General features: G+C 74.5%; 17 protein-coding genes. 10 read left to right on the forward strand and 7 right to left on the reverse strand.

What is annotated here, in order from left to right; translation table 11 throughout:
• Positions 1 to 197: 197 nt before the first annotated feature.
• Complete coding sequence (locus IN07_RS26385) at positions 198 to 455, reverse strand: DUF2000 family protein (RefSeq protein WP_156119194.1); 258 nt, start codon at positions 453 to 455, stop codon at positions 198 to 200.
• Here IN07_RS26385 and IN07_RS26390 point away from each other — a divergent pair.
• A complete protein-coding gene (locus tag IN07_RS26390) occupies positions 370 to 666 on the forward strand; it encodes a helix-turn-helix domain-containing protein (RefSeq protein WP_231558368.1) in 297 nt (98 codons plus the stop codon). The genes IN07_RS26385 and IN07_RS26390 overlap by 86 nt on opposite strands.
• Before the next feature lie 138 nt (positions 667 to 804).
• Here the strand turns inward: IN07_RS26390 and IN07_RS13955 are convergent, their stop codons facing one another.
• Positions 805 to 1,599, reverse strand: coding sequence for a hypothetical protein (locus tag IN07_RS13955; RefSeq protein ID WP_036336521.1), 795 nt, complete (start codon positions 1,597 to 1,599; stop codon positions 805 to 807).
• Between the two features lie 122 nt (positions 1,600 to 1,721).
• Positions 1,722 to 3,158, reverse strand: coding sequence for an MFS transporter (locus IN07_RS13960; protein ID WP_081975410.1), 1,437 nt, complete (start codon positions 3,156 to 3,158; stop codon positions 1,722 to 1,724).
• A gap of 201 nt (positions 3,159 to 3,359) precedes the next feature.
• On the opposite strand from IN07_RS13960, the gene IN07_RS13965 reads away from it, so the two are divergent.
• Positions 3,360 to 3,887, forward strand: a complete 528-nt coding sequence (locus IN07_RS13965) for a DinB family protein (RefSeq protein ID WP_036336522.1) — start codon at positions 3,360 to 3,362, stop codon at positions 3,885 to 3,887.
• A 91-nt stretch (positions 3,888 to 3,978) separates the two neighbouring features.
• Here the strand turns inward: IN07_RS13965 and IN07_RS13970 are convergent, their stop codons facing one another.
• From IN07_RS13970 to IN07_RS13980, 3 genes are all read right to left on the reverse strand, one after another.
• Positions 3,979 to 4,878 (reverse strand): formate/nitrite transporter family protein, encoded by a 900-nt coding sequence (locus tag IN07_RS13970; protein WP_036336523.1) that lies wholly within the window; start codon positions 4,876 to 4,878, stop codon positions 3,979 to 3,981.
• A 79-nt stretch (positions 4,879 to 4,957) separates the two neighbouring features.
• Positions 4,958 to 5,407: a cyanase gene (gene cynS / locus IN07_RS13975; RefSeq protein ID WP_036336524.1), complete on the reverse strand. Its 450-nt coding sequence runs from the start codon at positions 5,405 to 5,407 to the stop codon at positions 4,958 to 4,960.
• Positions 5,408 to 5,638: 231 nt separating this feature from the next.
• Entirely contained in the window at positions 5,639 to 6,790 is a 1,152-nt protein-coding gene (locus tag IN07_RS13980; protein WP_081975411.1) for a uroporphyrinogen-III synthase, read from the reverse strand.
• A gap of 138 nt (positions 6,791 to 6,928) precedes the next feature.
• Between IN07_RS13980 and IN07_RS13985 the strand changes: the two genes are divergently transcribed.
• The 5 genes from IN07_RS13985 to IN07_RS14005 all read left to right on the forward strand — a co-directional run bounded on the left by IN07_RS13985 (position 6,929) and on the right by IN07_RS14005 (position 9,970).
• A complete protein-coding gene (locus IN07_RS13985) occupies positions 6,929 to 7,423 on the forward strand; it encodes a PH domain-containing protein (protein WP_036336527.1) in 495 nt (164 codons plus the stop codon).
• A 242-nt stretch (positions 7,424 to 7,665) separates the two neighbouring features.
• Entirely contained in the window at positions 7,666 to 8,334 is a 669-nt protein-coding gene (gene infC / locus IN07_RS13990) for a translation initiation factor IF-3 (protein ID WP_231558369.1), read from the forward strand.
• A 92-nt stretch (positions 8,335 to 8,426) separates the two neighbouring features.
• Positions 8,427 to 8,621 carry a 50S ribosomal protein L35 gene (gene rpmI / locus IN07_RS13995; RefSeq protein WP_036336530.1) on the forward strand — a complete coding sequence of 65 codons (195 nt, stop codon included), beginning with the start codon at positions 8,427 to 8,429 and terminating at the stop codon, positions 8,619 to 8,621.
• Between the two features lie 37 nt (positions 8,622 to 8,658).
• Positions 8,659 to 9,060 (forward strand): 50S ribosomal protein L20, encoded by a 402-nt coding sequence (rplT, locus tag IN07_RS14000; RefSeq protein ID WP_036336532.1) that lies wholly within the window; start codon positions 8,659 to 8,661, stop codon positions 9,058 to 9,060.
• A 139-nt stretch (positions 9,061 to 9,199) separates the two neighbouring features.
• Positions 9,200 to 9,970, forward strand: coding sequence for a TrmH family RNA methyltransferase (locus tag IN07_RS14005; protein WP_269429967.1), 771 nt, complete (start codon positions 9,200 to 9,202; stop codon positions 9,968 to 9,970).
• A gap of 1 nt (position 9,971) precedes the next feature.
• Here the strand turns inward: IN07_RS14005 and IN07_RS14010 are convergent, their stop codons facing one another.
• Positions 9,972 to 12,200 (reverse strand): diguanylate cyclase domain-containing protein, encoded by a 2,229-nt coding sequence (locus tag IN07_RS14010; protein ID WP_331437136.1) that lies wholly within the window; start codon positions 12,198 to 12,200, stop codon positions 9,972 to 9,974.
• Positions 12,201 to 12,364: 164 nt separating this feature from the next.
• Between IN07_RS14010 and pheS the strand changes: the two genes are divergently transcribed.
• From pheS to IN07_RS14025, 3 genes are read left to right on the forward strand one after another with little or no spacing between them, the layout of a single operon-like run.
• Positions 12,365 to 13,432 carry a phenylalanine--tRNA ligase subunit alpha gene (gene pheS, locus IN07_RS14015; protein ID WP_036336538.1) on the forward strand — a complete coding sequence of 356 codons (1,068 nt, stop codon included), beginning with the start codon at positions 12,365 to 12,367 and terminating at the stop codon, positions 13,430 to 13,432.
• Positions 13,429 to 15,903: a phenylalanine--tRNA ligase subunit beta gene (gene pheT, locus IN07_RS14020; RefSeq protein WP_036336541.1), complete on the forward strand. Its 2,475-nt coding sequence runs from the start codon at positions 13,429 to 13,431 to the stop codon at positions 15,901 to 15,903. Before pheS ends, pheT begins: the two co-directional genes overlap by 4 nt.
• On the forward strand, positions 15,896 to 16,708 hold the full coding sequence (locus tag IN07_RS14025) for an SDR family NAD(P)-dependent oxidoreductase (RefSeq protein WP_231558370.1): 813 nt from the start codon (positions 15,896 to 15,898) through the stop codon (positions 16,706 to 16,708). The genes pheT and IN07_RS14025 overlap by 8 nt, the downstream gene beginning before the upstream one ends.
• The last annotated feature ends 15 nt before the right edge of the window (positions 16,709 to 16,723 follow it).

Raw genomic sequence — 16,723 nt, forward strand, 5'->3', positions numbered from 1 at the left:
GTAAAGACTAAGGCGACCCAGCGGCCGTCCGGTGAGCCGCCCTAAACTCGTCCGGTGGGGCTCACCGGTCCGGCTCTTCCCGGTCTCCGACCGGGACGGTGTCTTCGTCACCGTCTGACGAAGGACCACGCTGCCCCACACCACTGGCGGGCTCGCGGCGGGCCTCTGCAGCGGAGCCGTTCCAGGACGTCACCACCTCAGGGGTGCATGCGGACACCCTTCATGACCTTGTCGACGGCGTTTCTTGGGCCGTGTACGGCGAGGTCCACCAGGTCAGGGTCCAGGTCGGCGCCGGCGACCGCGCGCACCGCGGCGCGGTTCTGCAGGTCGCCCGGCGTGCTGAACAGCTCGGCGGTGAGGATGGCGGAGGTGAGCGATCGCTCCAATGCATGGGTGCGGGCGGCGCGGAGCAGCTCGGCCGGGCCAGCGAGCACCAGCACCGGCTGGCGCAGCATCGGCAGCGCGTTCCCCCGGCGGCACGGGCTGCCGCCGCACCGCTACCTGACCGGACGGCGGGTCGACCTCGCCCGGCGGCTGCTGCTGGAGGTGCTGTCCGCCGCCGAGGTGGCCAGCACGGTCGGGTTCACCGACCAGTCGCACCTGACCCGGCACTTCCGCCGGATGATCGCGACGACCCCGGCGGCCTACGCGCGGTCCGCGGACTGACCCGGTCGCGACGGCGGTCAGAACGCGGCCGGTCCGCCGTCCCCCTGCACCAATGCCTGGCCCCCCGCACCAACGCTGGTACAGGGGGACAGTCGGTGATCAGGTCACCTGATCACTGCTGGGAACAGGTGGCGCGGGTCAGGTGGGGGGCAGCTCGAGGTCGGCGAGGGCGGCGGTCACGTCGTCCTCGCGGACGAAGTCCAGCGCCAGCAGCCGGTGCACCAGCACGCCGCGGCGGGTCAGCCGCAGGTCGGTCGGGCGCAGCCGGGGCCGGACGGCGCCGGGACGGGAGACGACCGGCGCCGGGTCCAGCAGCCCGCTGCGTTGCAGGTCCGACACGTCCTCCCGGGCGCCCCAGGCCCGCCAGCCGCGCGGGTCGTCCTCCAGGGCGCCCAGCGGCAGCGGGGCCCGGTCACGCCGGCCCACGGCGGCCAGGAACACCAGCTGCCGCCAGCTGCACGACTCGGCCAGCTGAAGCGCCCGGGCGGCCAGCGCCACGTCGATGTCGGGGGAGACGACGACCTCGGCGACCAGGTAGCCGAGGTGCCGCACCCGGCGTTCCTCGGTGGTCTCCCGGGCGGCCTGGACGACGTCCTCGACCAGCCGCTCGGCGGCCGACCGGGCGGCGGTGCTCACGCTGAAGAAGCCGTCGCTGCGCACCGTGCGGCCCTGGTGGGCACGGGTGATCGACAGTTCGGCGGCGAAGGCGAGGGCGGCGCCGGCCCGCGCGCGTTCCCAGGTCAGCGGCAGCTCGGCGGCCGAGGTGGCGGCGTCGCGGAGGCAGGCGGCGAGCCGGTCGTCCAGCCGCAGTGGGCTGGACCCGGGCTCGAAGAGCAGCCCGGCCACGGCCCGGGTCATCGACCCGGCGACCAGTTCCCCGGTCTCGACCAGGTCCCGGCCGGGCACGCGCTCATCGCCGATGGAGTCCCTCACGCGGTGATCATGGCCCGCCGCGCCCGGTGACGCACCTGGCGCGGGTCCCGTCTCACCACGGCGGGGCAGCGCACGGCCGCCCCGCACCCTGGCAGGGGCGGGGCGGCCGGGAGCAACGGGGGTCAGACGCCGGTCTGCTGCATCAGCGTGCCGCGGCGCAGGTAGACGAACCAGGTCACGGCGACGCAGGCGATGTAGAAGCTGCAGAACGCGCCGAGGGCGGTCACCACGCTGCCGGTGGCGAGGTAGGACTCCGACACGATCCGCGGGATGAACACCGCTCCCAGCGCACCGACCGCGGAGATGATGCCGACGGCGGCGGCGGTGTCCCGCCGCGCCCGGTAGAGCACCTGCGCCGGGGAGTCCGTGGACCGCGACGCGGCCGCCTCGGCCCGGTAGATGATCGGGATCATCCGGTAGGTCGACCCGTTGGTCATGCCCACGACGGCGAACAGCACCAGGAAGCTGGCCAGGAACCCGCCGAAGCTCCCCGCCCCGAGCGCGGCGATGGCGGCGCCGATCGCCACGGCCTGGCCGACGAACGTCACGATCGTGACCTTCGCGCCGCCCACCCGGTCGGCGAGCCACCCGCCGAAGGGCCGGGAGAGCGAGCCGACCAGCGGCCCGAGGAAGGCGTAGCGGTAGGTGTCGGCGGCGAACTCGTTGGCCAGCACCAGTGGGAACGCACCGGAGAACCCGATGAAGGAGCCGAACGCGCCGATGTAGAGGAAGGACATGATCCAGGTCTGCTTGCGCCGGGCGATGGCTGCCTGGTCGGCGATGTTGGCCTTCGCCCCGGACAGGTTGTGCATCCCGAACCAGGCGCCGGCGATCGCCAGGACGATGAACGGCACCCAGATGAGGGCCACGTTCTGCACGTACCGGGCGTCACCGCCGGCCGTCGCCCCCGTGCTCCCGCCGATCACCGCGATCGTGCCGGCGGTGACGGCCAGCGGGCCGACGAGCTGGATGATCGCCACGCCGATGTTGCCGCCGGCAGCGTTCAGGCCGAGCGCGAAGCCCTTCTCCCTGTCCGGGTAGAAGAAGGAGATGTTGGCCATCGAGGAGGCGAAGTTGCCGCCGCCGAAGCCGCAGGTGACCGCGGTCAGCACCCAGAACCAGTAGGGCTGCCCGGTCGTCGCGGCGACCACGAGCATCGTCACCGGCACCAGCAGCAGCGCCGCGCTGACGACCGTCCAGTTCCGGCCACCGAACAGCGCCGGCATGAAGGTGTAGGGCACCCGCATGATCGCGCCCACCAGGCCGGCGGTGGCCACCAGCCAGAACAGCTGGTCGCTGGTGAAGCCGTAGCCGATCGAGGCCAGCACGGCGGTCGCGACGCTGAACATCTGCCAGACGCTGAACCCGACGTTCTCCGCGAGCACCGACCACACCAGGTTCCGGCGGGCGACCGGCCTGCCCTGCGGTGACGCCCAGAACGCCGGGTCCTCCGGGGTGTAGTCGTCGATCCACCGGCCGCCCCGGACTGCTGGAGGGGACTCGCCGGCGGATGGTGCGGCGGTGGGTGCGCCCGGGCGGTGGAGCTGGGTCTCGGTCATGAGGTCATCCCTGGTCAGCGGCCGGTCAGCGGGGCGCTCGCCCGGCTGGGACGGCGCCGAGGACGACGCTAGGAACGGGGCGTTTCCACCCGACCGCAGCGGCGTGACCGGTGCGGTACATGCCCCGCACGGGCAGCCGGACGACGCTGTGAGGCCGGGGAACCCCCCGGCGCGGGGCAGTCGGTCCTACCGTCCAGGGGCATGACGGACCGACTCGTGCTGCCCGTGCTGCTCCGCGGCTGGGACGAGGCCCGCGGACGACTGGACCAGCGGCTGGCCGGGCTGGACGACGCCGAGTACCTCGACGAGCCGGTGGACGGCGCCTGGTCGGTGCGCCGCGGGGACGACGGCAGCTGGACCGCGGACTGGGCCCGCCCGGCCCCGGACCCGGCGCCGGTCACCACGATCGCCTGGCGGCTGTGGCACCTGGCCTCGGACTGCTTCGCCGACTACCTCGCCCAGACGCCGTCCGGGCGGCCGCTGGCGGTGACCGGCCGGGAGTGGCACGGCGATGCGGCATCAGCGCTGCGGGACCTGGACACGGCCGCGACTGCCTTCCGCACGACGATGGCCGGTCTGGGGGAGGAGGGGATGTGGCGGCCCCTCGGACCGGACTGGGGGCCCTACGCCGACTCCAGTTGGGCCGACCTGCTGGTGCACGCCACCGACGAGCTGGCCCACCACGGTGCGGAGATCGCCCTGCTCCGTGACCTGTACCGCTGGCGCTGACGCCGGCCCCCGGACCGACGACGAGGCGGCCCCTCCCGGAGAGAGGCCGCCTCGTCGTCGTGCCCTGCGCGCCGCCGGCGCGGGTCAGGGGTCAGCGGGCCCCGACCGTGGTGGTGTCGGCGGTCACGGGCGTGGTGTCGGCCGTCGTGGTGTCGGCCGGCACGGCGAGCACCGGGAGGACGGCGGCGTTGCGGGGCGCCGCGGTGCGGGCGTGGGTGGCGTACAGGGTCAGCCCGACGAAGGTCACCCCGCCCACCAGGTTGCCCAGCACGGTCGGGATCTCGTTCCAGATCAGGTAGTCACCGACGGAGAAGTCGCCGCCGAGCAGCAGACCGGAGGGGAACAGGAACATGTTCACGATCGAGTGCTCGAAGCCCATGTAGAAGAACACCATGACCGGCATCCACATCCCGATCACCTTGCCGGAGACCGAGGTCGACATCATCGCGGCGACCACGCCGGTGGAGACCATCCAGTTGCACAGCACGCCGCGCAGGAACAGCGTCAGCATCCCGGCGGCCCCGTACTCGGCGTATCCGACGGTCCGGCCCTCGCCGATGGTGCCGATGGCCTGACCGACCTCGTTCGGGGGCATCGCGAAGCCGTAGGTGAAGATCACCGCCATCATCAGTGCGACGGTGAACGCGCCGAGGAAGTTGCCGGTGAAGACCAGCCCCCAGTTGCGCAGCATGCCGCGCACGGTCACCCCGGGCCGCTTGTCGAACAACGCGAGCGGCACCAGCGTGAAGACGCCGGTGAGCAGGTCGAAGCCGAGCAGGTAGAGCAGGCAGAACCCGACGGGGAACAGCAGCGCGCCGAGGAGGGGCTGGCCGGTCTGCACGGTGACGGTGACGGCGAACGCGGCGGCCAGGGCGAGGATCGCGCCGGCCATGAACGCCCGGATCAACGTGTCGCGGGTGGCCATGAAGACCTTCGCCTCACCCGCGTCGATCATCTTGGTGGTGAAGTCCTTCGGGCTCACGTAGGACATGGGTGGCTCCTCGGCTGTGCGGGTGGGAGGGGAGCGCGCGCAGCGACCGCGGCGGCGCGGGAGGGGAGCAGGAGCGGGGTCACCACCGGTAGTCCAGGAACTTCCCGTCGAAGGTGACGACGACCCGGTCGCCGTCCGGGTCGGGCCGGCGGGCGATGTCGACGCGGAAGTTGATCGCGCTCATGATCCCGTCACCGAACTCCTCGTGGATCAGCTCCTTGAGCGCCGGCCCGTAGACCGACAGCGCCTCGTGGAACCGGTAGACCGTCGGGTCGGTCAGGGTGGCCGGGTCGGCGCCGCGGGAGGGCTGCAGGCGCAGGCTCTCCTCGACGCTCTCGTCCAACCCCAGCAGCAGGCAGGCGCACCGCGCCTGCTCCGGGGTCATCGGGTGCTGGCCCAGCAGGGCGGCGGTGGTCCAGACGACCGGCGCGCCGATCTCCTCGGCGAGCTGGGCCCAGGTCAGGCCACGTCTGATCCGGGCGGCGACCACCAGGGCGGCGGCGTCGGACTTCGGGAGGACGGGGGTCATCGAGCTCCTCGGGTGCGGTCGGCCGGGTCGTCCGGCCGGGCAACGTGAACGCTAGGGAGGAGCCGTTTCGGGACGGACGCGGCGGCGTGACCCGCACGGAACAACGGCCGCACCGGCCCGGTGGCACCGGTGTGAGGGCCAGGACACGCGTTCGACCCCGCAGGTCGGCGACGCGCCGGCCCGGTCGGCCGGGCGCACACGACGGCCGGGCGACCCAGCCGGCGAGGTGGTTCAGACGGCGAGGCGGTAGCCGCGCTTGACCACGGTCTGCACCACGGGCGCGCCCAGGGCGGCGCGCAGCCGGGTCACGGCCATCTCCACGGCGTGCGCGTCGCCGCCACCGGAGAGATCGCTCAGCAGGTCGGCGCGGGAGACGACGACGCCGGGACGCCGGGCCAGGGCACGCAGCACCGCCATCGGTCCCGGCGCCAGCTCCACGAGCCGGCCGTCCAGGACGACGGCGTGCCCACGGACCTGCAGGCTGTGCGGACCGGAGTGCAGCACCGGGTGCCGGGCCGGCAGCTCGGCGACGACCGAGCGGGCCAGCGCGCCGAGCCGGGCCCGCTCGGGCTGGACGGACCGGACGCCGGCGGCCTCGAGCGGAGCAGCGGTGACCGGGCCGACGGCGACCGGGAGCACGGCGTCGGTGAGGGCACTGAGGACGCCGGAGTACACGCCCTCCTCCTCGGCCACCTGCAGCAGGCTGGCGGCGGCCGGTGCGCTGGTGAAGGTGACCGCGTCGACGGCGCGTGCGGCGATCACCGCGACCAGGCGGCGCAGCGGAGCGGTGTCCTCGGGCAGCACCCAGCGGTAGACCGGCACCCTGATCACCTCGGCGCCGGCCCGCACCAGCCCGGCGACGAGTTCGGGCAGCGGGTCGCCGTGCAGCTGGACGGCGATCCGGCGGCCGGGCAGCGGGCCCTCGGCCCCGGACAGCAGGTGCGACAGCACCTCGGCCGAGCTCTCCGACTCCGGTGACCAGGCGTCGACCAGTCCGGCCCCGCGGATCGCGCCGCGGGCCTTCGGTCCACGGGCCAGCACCCGGGCGGTGGCCAGGTGCTCCCGCAGCGGCAGGTCCCAGGCCTCGGCGGCCTCCAGCCAGCCGCGGAAGCCGACCCCCGTGGTGGCCACGACCAGGTCGACCGGTTCGGCCAGCACCTCCCGGGTGGCGGTGACCAGGTCGGCGTCGTCGGACAGCGGCACGATCCGGATCGCCGGGGCGTACAGCACCCGGGCGCCCCGGCGGTCCAGCAGGGCACCCAGCTCCTCGCTGCGGCGGGCCGCGGTGACCGCGACCGTGTAGCCGGCCAGCGGCAGCAGGTCCGGCACCGGGGGCTCTCCGGCAGGGCTGGCCACGGGGTGGTCGAGCTGGCTGTCGGTCACCTGTCCATGGTGCGTCCTCGGTGTTCCATCCGTGTGACGTGCTGCCCCACACCTCGGACGTCCGGAGTGCGGGAGGCGCCGCCGCCGTCCCCACCTGCACGTCTGCGCCGCGCCCGCTGGAACGGGCAGGATGGTGACGTGCCCGCCGATCCCACGCCCTCCCCGGTCTCCGCCGTCCCGCGCCGGCTGCGGGTGATCACCGCGCTGATGGCGGCCGGCCTGGTGCTCGTCATGAGCGTGGTCGCCGTGCTGCTGAAGGAGTCGACCACCGGCGTGGTGTCCTTCCGGACCTCCGACCAGATCGCCATGGTGGGGCTCGGCGTCGCGATGGGGGCCGGGGTGATGCTGCTGGGCCGGTCCCGGGTGGACGCCGACGCCGACGGGGTGCGGATCCGCAACGTCGTCATCAACCACGAGGTGCCCTGGTCGGCGGTGCGCGCGGTCCGCTTCGACCAGCACTCGCCGTGGGCGAGCCTGCTGCTGGGCAACGACGACGAGGTGGCCATCGGAGCCGTCCAGGCAGCCGACGGGGAGAGGGCGCTGACCGCCGTCCGTGGGCTCCGGGCTCTGCTCGCCGACCACCAGGCGCGGAACCCCGCGCCGCAGGAGGAGCTGCTGTACCCCCGGGAATGACGGCGGGGGTCCCGGCGCTGTACTGTGGGCGTGCCTCCCCCCGCTACATCGAGGCGCGAGAACCACAGCGGCCGCGGTCTGCAGAGACCGATGCCGCTGACCAAAGAGGAGCCCGCTCCCACCTGGCGCCGTACAGGCGCTCAGGTCCCCGGTTCGCGCAGGTCGGCCCCGGTCGGCTCGCGCGGCTGCACGAGCACCCCCGCCCCGGGGTGCCCGCTGCGGCGACCCGGCGAGTGGGCCCCGTGAGCACCAGCTCACGGGGCCTTTCTGCGTCGGAGCCCGGGACGGGTGCGACTCCTCCCCGCAGCAGCAGAGGAGAGGCCATCACCGAGCCCCGCATCAACGACCGTATCCGCGTCCCCGAGGTCCGCCTGGTCGGTCCGGAGGGCGAGCAGGTCGGCATCGTGCCGATCGGCGAGGCGCTGCGCCTGGCCCAGGACTCCGAGCTCGACCTGGTCGAGGTCGCGCCCATGGCCCGGCCCCCCGTCGTCAAGCTCATGGACTACGGGAAGTTCAAGTACGAAGCCGCGCAGAAGGCCCGTGAGGCCCGGCGGAACCAGGCGCTCACCGTCATCAAGGAGATGCGGCTGCGTCTCAAGATCGACCCGCACGACTACGAGACCAAGAAGGGCCACGTCGAGCGCTTCCTCAAGGGCGGCGACAAGGTCAAGATCACCGTGATGTTCCGCGGTCGCGAGCAGTCCCGCCCCGAGATGGGCTACAAGCTGCTGCAGCGACTGGCCGGCGACGTCGCCGACCTCGGGGTGGTGGAGTCCAACCCGAAGCAGGACGGCCGGAACATGGTCATGGTGATCGCGCCGCACCGGAACCAGGCGGCGACCGACGACGCGCGGCGCTCTGCCAAGGCAGAGAAGCAGGCGGCATCCGGCGAGCAGGCCCCCCCGGCCTGAGCCGGGAGAGGGCCCCGCACCACCGAGACGGCCCGCGCCGGGAGCAGCCCCCTGCTCCCGGCGCGGACAGACACGCAGACGAGGACGAGGACATGCCGAAGAACAAGACCCACAAGGGCGCGGCCAAGCGCATCCGCGTCACGGGCACCGGGAAGCTGGTGCGTGAGCACACGAACAACCAGCACAAGTTCGAGCACAAGTCCTCGAGCCGGAAGCGCCGGATCAGCGGCATCGAGGTGCTCTCCCCGGCGGACAACAGCCGGATGAAGAAGCTCCTCGGTCTCTGACCGTCCCCTTCCGTAACCAGCAGACAGGAGCTCTCACGTGGCACGCGTGAAGCGGGCGGTCAACGCCCAGAAGAAGCGCCGTACGACTCTCGAGGCAGCCAGCGGTTACCGCGGCCAGCGCTCGCGGCTGTACCGCAAGGCCAAGGAGCAGATCCTCCACTCGGCCACCTACAACTACCGCGACCGCAAGGTCCGCAAGGGTGACTTCCGCAAGCTGTGGATCACCCGGATCAACGCCGCGGCCCGGCAGAACGACATGACCTACAACCGGTTCATGCAGGGCCTCAAGCTGGCCGGCATCGAGCTGGACCGTCGCGTCCTGGCCGAGCTCGCCGTGAACGAGCCCGCCACCTTCGCCACCCTGGTGGAGTCCGCCCGGGCCGCGCTCGCCGCGAACCCCGAGGCGGCCGGCGCCCAGGCCCCCACCCAGGCCGCCTGAGCACCACCCCAGCTGGAAAGAGGACCCCGTTCCCCCTCGCCACTCGCACGCCGGTCGGCCCCGTCCAGAGGCTCGCGCCGAGCGTGCGAGGCGTGAGGGGGACGGGGTCCTTCAACTGCTGACCGAGCGCTCGGCGCGGATCGCCACCGCCCGCAAGCTCACCCGGCGCAGCGGTCGGGACGACGCCGGTGCCTTCCTCGCCGAGGGGCGGCAGGCGGTCAGCGAGGCACTGGCCGAGGCCCAGGACGACCCGGGCGCCGTCCTCGAGCTGTTCGTCACCGAGGCCGCGGCGGCCGCCCACCGGGACCTGCTGGCCGCCGCCCGGGTGCCCGTGCACGTGGCCACCGACCGAGCGGTCGCCTCGCTGTCGGAGACGGTGACGCCGCAGGGGCTGGTCGCCGTCTGCGCGCTGCGCGACGTGCCGGCCGAGACCCTGGTGACCGATCCGCCGCGGCTGGCGGTCGCCCTGGCCGAGCTCGCCGACCCCGGGAACGCCGGCACCGTGCTGCGCACCGCCGACGCCTGCGGCGCCCGCACCGTGGTCTTCGGCGCCGGCTCCGCCGACCCCTACAACGGCAAGGTGGTGCGCAGCAGCGCCGGCAGCCTGTTCCACGTCGACGTCGTGCGCAGCGCACCGCTGGCCGAGCTCGTGCCGCAGGTGCAGGCCGCCGGGATGACCGTGCTGGCCGCCGACGGTGGGGGAGAGGTGGCCCTGGACGCGGCGGCACACGACGGGCTGCTCGCCGCGCCGGTGCTGTGGTTGTTCGGCAACGAGGCCCGCGGGCTGGACCCGGCGCTGGCCGCGCTCGCCGACGCGCGGGTGCGCATCCCGATGCGCGGCCGGGCGGAGAGCCTCAACCTGTCGGTGGCCGCCTCGATCTGCCTCTACGCCACCCAGCTCGCCCCGTAGCTCAGGCCGTGGCCGGGTGCTTGCTGGCGTACATCCGGGCGTCGGCCCGGTGCAGCAGCGGGCCGAAGTCGGCGCCGTCGTCCGGGTGCACGCTGATCCCGACGCTGGCCTGCACCTGCACGCTCTGCGAGCACAGCACCACCGGCTCGGTCACCGCCGCCCGCAGCTGCCCGGCGACCTCACCGGCCTCGCGCGCCGCCGTCGCCGGGTCCAACCCGAGCAACCCGACGAGGAACTCGTCGCCACCGAGCCGGGCCAGCAGGTCACCGCGGCGCAGCCGGCCCCGCAGCCGGTCGGCGACCACCTGCAGCAGCTCGTCCCCGGCCGCGTGGCCCAGGGCGTCGTTGACCGCCTTGAAGCCGTCGAGGTCGAGGAAGAGCAACGCCACCGCCGATCCGTCGAGCCGGGCCTGCCACAGCGCGGACTCCATCCGCTCCTCGAAGCGGCGCCGGTTGGGCAGCGCGGTGAGCGGGTCGGTGTAGGCGAGTTCCTCGATCTGGGCGAGGTGCTGGCGCGTTCGGTCGCGCTCACGGAGCAGCTCCCGCTCCGCGGTCACCCGGCCGGTGACGTCGGTCTGCACGCCGATGTACTGGACGACGTCGCCGGCGGCGTCGAGCACCGGGGCCAGGTGGATCTCGTTCCACCACGGCTCCCGGTCCGGCCCGCGGTGGTTGAGCAGCGTGGCCCGGAACTCCGCGCCCTCCCGGATGGCCTGGCGCATGCGGTCCACCGTGCCCGGGTCGGTGTCCGAGCCCTGGAGGAAGCGGCAGTTGCGGCCCAGCACCTCCCCGGCGGTGAGGCCGGCGAGCTGCTCGAAGGCGGCGTTGACGTAGACCAGCGGCTGGTCCGGCGCCGTCATGTCCGCGATCGTGACGCCGCTGGTCGTCGCCGCCAGGGCGCGGTGCAGGAGCACCTCGTCCGGCGTTCGGCCGGCGGCGGCCGCGGTGGCCGGGGCAGCCGTCGGGACGGCGACGTCCGGCACCGTCTCCAGCGGGAGCGGCTCGGCGGCGACCCGCGCGACCAGGGAGACCCCGGCGCGTTCGACCGTCCGCCGGTCGTAGGTGAGGGCGTACTCGTAGCGGCGCTGCATGTCCGGGCCGCCGTCGCCGAGGTCCCGGGCCAGGAGCGCGGCGCTGAAGTGCGGGCTCAGCACGACGACGTCCCACTCCCCGCGCACCGGGTCGGCCGACGCGAGGTGGGCGCCGCGCACCCCGGGCAGCGGCTCGACCGGCAGGTCGGCACCGAGTGCGCACACGAAGCCCGTGCGGGCGACCAGGTCCCGGTAGCGGAGCCCGGTCGCGGGGGTGAAGTGCCGGGCCTCCTGGAAGGTGGCGGCGACCACGCAGGTCTCACCGAGCCGCATGGCCTGGCGCTCCAGGTGCTTGCTCAGCTCGATGAGCAGCGCCTTCGGTGCGATGCGCAGCTGCGTCCCGTCCGGCAGGCAGCTGAACGGGGAGGTCTCCGCGTTGCCGGCCGCGCCGCTCGTGCCGGGCAGCTCCAGCCGGCCGACCTCCCGGTCCGGCACCGCGGTGGCGCCCGGCCGGCCGAAGTGCCAGCCCTGCCCGAGGCTGGCGCCCAGGGCGCGCGCCATCGCCAGGTGGGCCTCGTCCTCGATCCCCTCGGCCAGGATGAGCGCTCCGGTGCGCTCGGCGTAGCCGTTGACCGCGTTCATGATCTCGGCGACCGCCGGGCCGGGCCGCTGCTGGACCAGGCGGAGGTCGAGCTTGACCACGTCGGGACGCAGCAGCGGCATGAAGGCCAGGGACATCGACTCGGCTCCGACGTCGTCCAGGGCGATGCCCCAGCCCACCTCACGGACCCGTTCCACGGCGCGCAGCAGGTCCGCCGGGCGGGTCGCCAGCGCCCGCTCGGTGATCTCCACGACGACCCGCAACCCCGCCGGGGCGGTGGTGGCGATGGCCAGCAGCTCCTCCAGCGGCGCGGACTCCAGCACCTGCGGCTCGACGTTGACGAACACGGTGAGCGGTGGGCCGAGCTCCGCGGCGACCGCACCGCGCAGCGCGGCGGACCGGCACAGTGCGTCCAGCTCGGCGAGCCGGCCGGCCGACCGGGCCGGCGGCGAAGAGGGCGTCGGGGGTGTGCAGCGGTCCCTGCGGGCCGCGGGCGAGCGCCTCGTAGGCGACGACGCGGCCGGAGTCCAGCTCCACGATGGGCTGGTAGAGGCTGTGCACGCCGCCGGACGCGAGCACCGCGTCGATGGTCGCAGCAGGGGCGTGGGTCGAGGTCACGAGCGGGGGATCGGCGTCGACGGGCCCGAACCCACGGGCTGCAGGCCGTGGTACCACCCCTGGGGGTGAGCCCGGGGCCGTCGCCGTGGCCGTGGCGCCCGACCCGGGCGCGCCGGGCCGGTGCGTCCGGGCAGAATGGCCTCCCGTGTCTGGCGCCAACGACCCCTATGACCCCAAGCAGGTCGCCGCGCTGTCCGCGGAGGCCCTCGACGCGGCGGTGCAGGCAGCGATCGACGCCTTCGCCGCCGCCGGTGACCTGGAGGCCCTGGCCGCCGTCCGCCCCGCCCACCTGGGCGATCGCGCGCCGGTGCTGCTGGCCCGCCGCGAGCTCGGCGCCCTGCCCCCGCACGCCCGCTCGGACGCCGGCAAGCGGGTCAACGCCGCCCGCGTCGCGGTCACCGAGGCGCACGCCGCCCGGCTGGCGGTGCTGGAGGCCGAGCGTGACGAGCGGGTCCTCGCCGAGGAGCGCGTCGACGTCACGCTGCCCTGGGACCGTGCCCTGCCCGGCGCCCGGCACCCGCTCACCACGCTGACCGACCGCATCTCCGACGTCTTCGTCGGGATGGGCTACGAGATCGCCGAGGGCCCGGAGCTCGAGGCCGAGTGGCTGAACTTCGACGCGCTGAACACCGGCCCGGACCACCCGGCGCGGTCGCTGGCCGACACCTTCTTCGTCGCGCCCGAGGACTCCGGCCTGGTGCTGCGCACGCACACCAGCCCGGTGCAGGCGCGCACGATGCTCGAGCGCCGGCCGCCGATCTACGTGGTCGCGCCCGGCCGGGTCTACCGCACCGACGAGCTGGACGCCACGCACACCCCGGTCTTCCACCAGGTCGAGGGCCTCGCCGTCGACCGCGGCCTGACCATGGCCCACCTGCGCGGCACGCTGGACCACCTGGCCCGCCAGCTGTTCGGCGCCGACGCGCTGACCCGGTGGCGGCCGCACTTCTTCCCCTTCACCGAGCCGTCGGCGGAGTTCGACGTCTGGTTCCCCGAGCACCGGGACGGGCCGCGCTGGGTGGAGTGGGGCGGCTGCGGGATGGTCAACCCCCGGGTGCTGGTCGCCTGCGGCATCGACCCCGAGGAGTACACCGGCTTCGCCTTCGGGATGGGCATCGAGCGGGCGCTGCAGTTCCGCGCCGGGGTCGGCGACATGCGCGACATCGTCGAGGGCGACGTCCGCTTCACGAGTGCGTTCGGAGTTGAGCAGTGAAGGTCCCCGTCAGCTGGCTGAGCGAGCACGTCGACATCCCCGCGGGGACGACGGTCGAGGAGCTGGACGAGGCGTTCGTCCGGCTCGGCTTCGAGGTCGAGGAGGTGCTCCGGCCACCGGTCACCACCGGCCCGCTCGTGGTCGGCCGGGTGCTGGAGATCGAGGAGCTCACCGGCTTCAAGAAGCCGATCCGGTACTGCCAGGTCGACGTGGGGGAGGAGACGCCCCGCGGCATCGTCTGCGGCGCGCGCAACTTCGCCGTCGGCGACCTGGTCGTCGCGGCGCTGCCCGGCGCGGTGCTGCCCGGGGACTTCGCCATCGCCGCCCGGACGACCTACGACCACGTCTCCGACGGGATGATCTGCTCGGTCCGCGAGCTGGGCATCGGCGAGGACCACGCCGGCATCCTGGTGCTCGGGCAGGACGGCTTCACCCCCGGGACGCCGGCCGCCGGCGTCCTGGGTCTGGACGAGGTCGTCTTCGACCTCGAGGTGACCCCCGACCGCGGCTACGCGATGAGCCTGCGGGGCATCGCCCGTGACCTGGCCGGGGCGCTCGCCGTCGACTGGCGTGACCCGGCCGCGCTCACGCCCCCGGCGTGGTCCGGTGAGCCCGGCTGGGCCGTCGAGGTGGCCGACCCGGGCCGCTGCGACCGCTTCTCCATGGTGGCGTTGGAGGGCCTGGACGCGACCGCGCCCAGCCCGTGGGAGCTGCGCCGGCGGCTGGCCCAGTGCGGCATCCGCAGCATCTCCCTGGCCGTCGACGTCACGAACTTCGTGATGCTCGAGCTCGGCCAGCCGATGCACGCCTTCGACCGCGACACCGTCACCGGGCCGATCACGGTGCGCCGGGCGGCCGACGGCGAGCGGCTGACCACGCTGGACGGCGTCGACCGGGCGCTCACCGGCGACGACCTGCTGATCGCCGACGAGTCCGGGCCGATCGGGCTGGCCGGCGTGATGGGCGGCGCCTCGACCGAGATCGGCTCGACCACCACCGCGGTGCTGCTGGAGGCCGCCCACTGGGAGCCGGCCGGGATCGGGCGCGGGGTGCGCCGGCACAAGCTGCCCAGCGAGGCGGCCAAGCGCTTCGAGCGGGGCACCGACCCCGACGTCACCGTCGTGGCTCTCGCCCGGGCCGCCGCGCTGCTGGCCCAGCACGGCGGCGCCCACGTCGTCGGTGCACCCGTCGACCTCGACGTGCGCCGCCCGCGCCCGGTGATCCCGCTGGACGCCGGCCGGCCCGGCCGGATCGCCGGCGTCGAGTACCCGCCGTCGCAGGTCGTGGAGGTGCTGCAGGCGATCGGTGCGACCGTCGACGGGGACGGCCAGCAGCTGCAGGTCACGCCGCCGTCCTGGCGCGGTGACCTCACCGACCCGGCCGACCTGGTCGAGGAGGTCGTCCGCTACCTGGGCTTCGACGAGATCCCCTCCGTGCTGCCGACCGCGCCGCCGGGTCGTGGGCTCACCGAGCGCCAGCGCCGCCGGCGCAGCATCGGCCGCGCCCTCGCCGACGCCGGCTACGTCGAGGCGCCGTCCTACCCGTTCGTGGGGGAGGCGCAGCTGGACGCCCTCGGCCTGCCCGCGGACGACGCCCGGCGGGCGCTGATCACGCTGCGCAACCCGCTGTCGGAGGAGGCCCCGGCGATGCGGACGACGCTGCTGCCCGGCCTGCTCGCCACCCTCGCCCGCAACCTGGCCCGCGGGCAGCGCGACGTCGCCGTGTTCGAGCACGGTGCGGTCTTCCCGGGCGGCCCGCGCACCCAGGCCCCCGTGCCCGGGGTCGACCGGCGCCCCGACGACGACGTGCTGGCGGCGCTGCTCGGCGCGGTGCCCGAGCAGCCCTGGCACGTGGGCGTGGTGCTGGCCGGGAACCTCGAACCCCGCGGCTGGTGGGGGCCGGGCCGGCCGGGCACCTGGGCCGACGCCGTGCAGGCGGCGCGCACCGTGGCCGCCGCGGCCGGCGTCGAGCTGACCGTGCGGGCCGGTGAGCTGGCGCCCTGGCACCCGGGCCGCTGCGCCGAGCTGCTCGTCGGCGACGGTGCCGAGGCGACGGTCGTCGGCTACGCCGGCGAGCTCCACCCGCGGGTCTGCGCGGCGCTGGACCTCCCCGCGCGCACCTGTGCCATGGAGCTCGACGTCGACGCCCTGCCCGCGGCGCCGGTGGCCGTCGGGCCGCACGTCTCGACCTTTCCGCCGGTGCTGGTCGACCTGGCCCTGGTCGTGGCCGACGCCGTCCCGGCCGCCGACGTCGAGGCGGCACTGCGGGAAGGGGCGGGTGAGCTGCTGGAGGTGCTGCGGCTCTTCGACGTCTACACCGGTGCCCCGGTGCCGGCCGGGTCGCGGTCGCTGGCGTACGCGCTGACACTGCGCGCGCCGGACCGGACACTCACCGGTGAGGAGGCGAACGCGGCGCGCGACGCCGCGATCGCGCTGGCCGTGGAGCGGACGGGGGCGACCCTCCGTGCCTGAGCTGGACCTGACGGGCACCGTCGCGCTGGTCACCGGGGCATCGGCCGGCATCGGCCGGTACCTGGCGCAGGGGCTGGCCGAGCGGGGCGCGACCGTGGCCGGCCTCGCCCGTTCGGCCGACCGGCTGCACGGGGCGATGGCCGAGGTCGCCGACACCACCGGTGCCCGCACCCTGGCGGTGGCCGCCGACGTCACCGACCCCGACGCCGTGCAGGCCGCGGTCACCCAGGTGGTCGCGGAGCTCGGGCCGGTCACCCTGCTGGTCAACAACGCCGGCCTCATCGACGCCGCCGAGGTGCCGCTGTGGGAGGCCGACCCCGACCAGTGGTGGCAGGTCGTGGAGAGCCAGGTGCGCGGGCCGTTCCTGGTCTCCCGCGCCGTCGTCCCCGGGATGATCGCCGCCGGTGGTGGCCGGGTGATCGGGCTGGCCAGCGGCCTGGGCACCCGGGGGAGCGACGTCTACAGCGCCTACTCGGCCGGGAAGACGGCGCAGATGCGGATCACCGAGGCGGTCGACCTGGCCGGCGCCGAGCACGGGGTGCGCGCGTTCGACCTGGCGCCGGGCGTGATCGACACCGAGATGACCCGGGCGATGCCGATGCACGCCGGGCGCACCGAGTGGACCCGCCCGGAGGACGTGGTGGCCCTGGCCCTGGCGATCGCCGCCGGTGAGCTGGACCAGTGGTCGGGGCGGTTCTTCCGGGCCGGTGCCGACGACCTCGACGTGCTCCGCGCCACCACGCCGGCGGACGCCGCCCGCCAGCTGCGGCTGCGGCCCTACGGGGCCGAGGACCCGGTCGGCTGAGCTCGCGGACCGCGG

This window comes from Modestobacter caceresii (assembly GCF_000761485.1).
Lineage (GTDB): Bacteria > Actinomycetota > Actinomycetes > Mycobacteriales > Geodermatophilaceae > Modestobacter > Modestobacter caceresii.

What these genes read in the sequence shown, in the direction of transcription:
- rpmI (WP_036336530.1), top strand. Translation starts at nt 8,427, where the DNA reads ATGCCGAAGAACAAGACCCACAAGGGCGCGGCCAAGCGCATCCGCGTC.
- IN07_RS13960 (WP_081975410.1), bottom strand. Translation starts at nt 3,158, where the DNA reads ATGACCGAGACCCAGCTCCACCGCCCGGGCGCACCCACCGCCGCACCA.
- IN07_RS26385 (WP_156119194.1), bottom strand. Translation starts at nt 455, where the DNA reads ATGCTGCGCCAGCCGGTGCTGGTGCTCGCTGGCCCGGCCGAGCTGCTC.
- IN07_RS13970 (WP_036336523.1), bottom strand. Translation starts at nt 4,878, where the DNA reads ATGTCCTACGTGAGCCCGAAGGACTTCACCACCAAGATGATCGACGCG.
- IN07_RS13965 (WP_036336522.1), top strand. Translation starts at nt 3,360, where the DNA reads ATGACGGACCGACTCGTGCTGCCCGTGCTGCTCCGCGGCTGGGACGAG.
- cynS (WP_036336524.1), bottom strand. Translation starts at nt 5,407, where the DNA reads ATGACCCCCGTCCTCCCGAAGTCCGACGCCGCCGCCCTGGTGGTCGCC.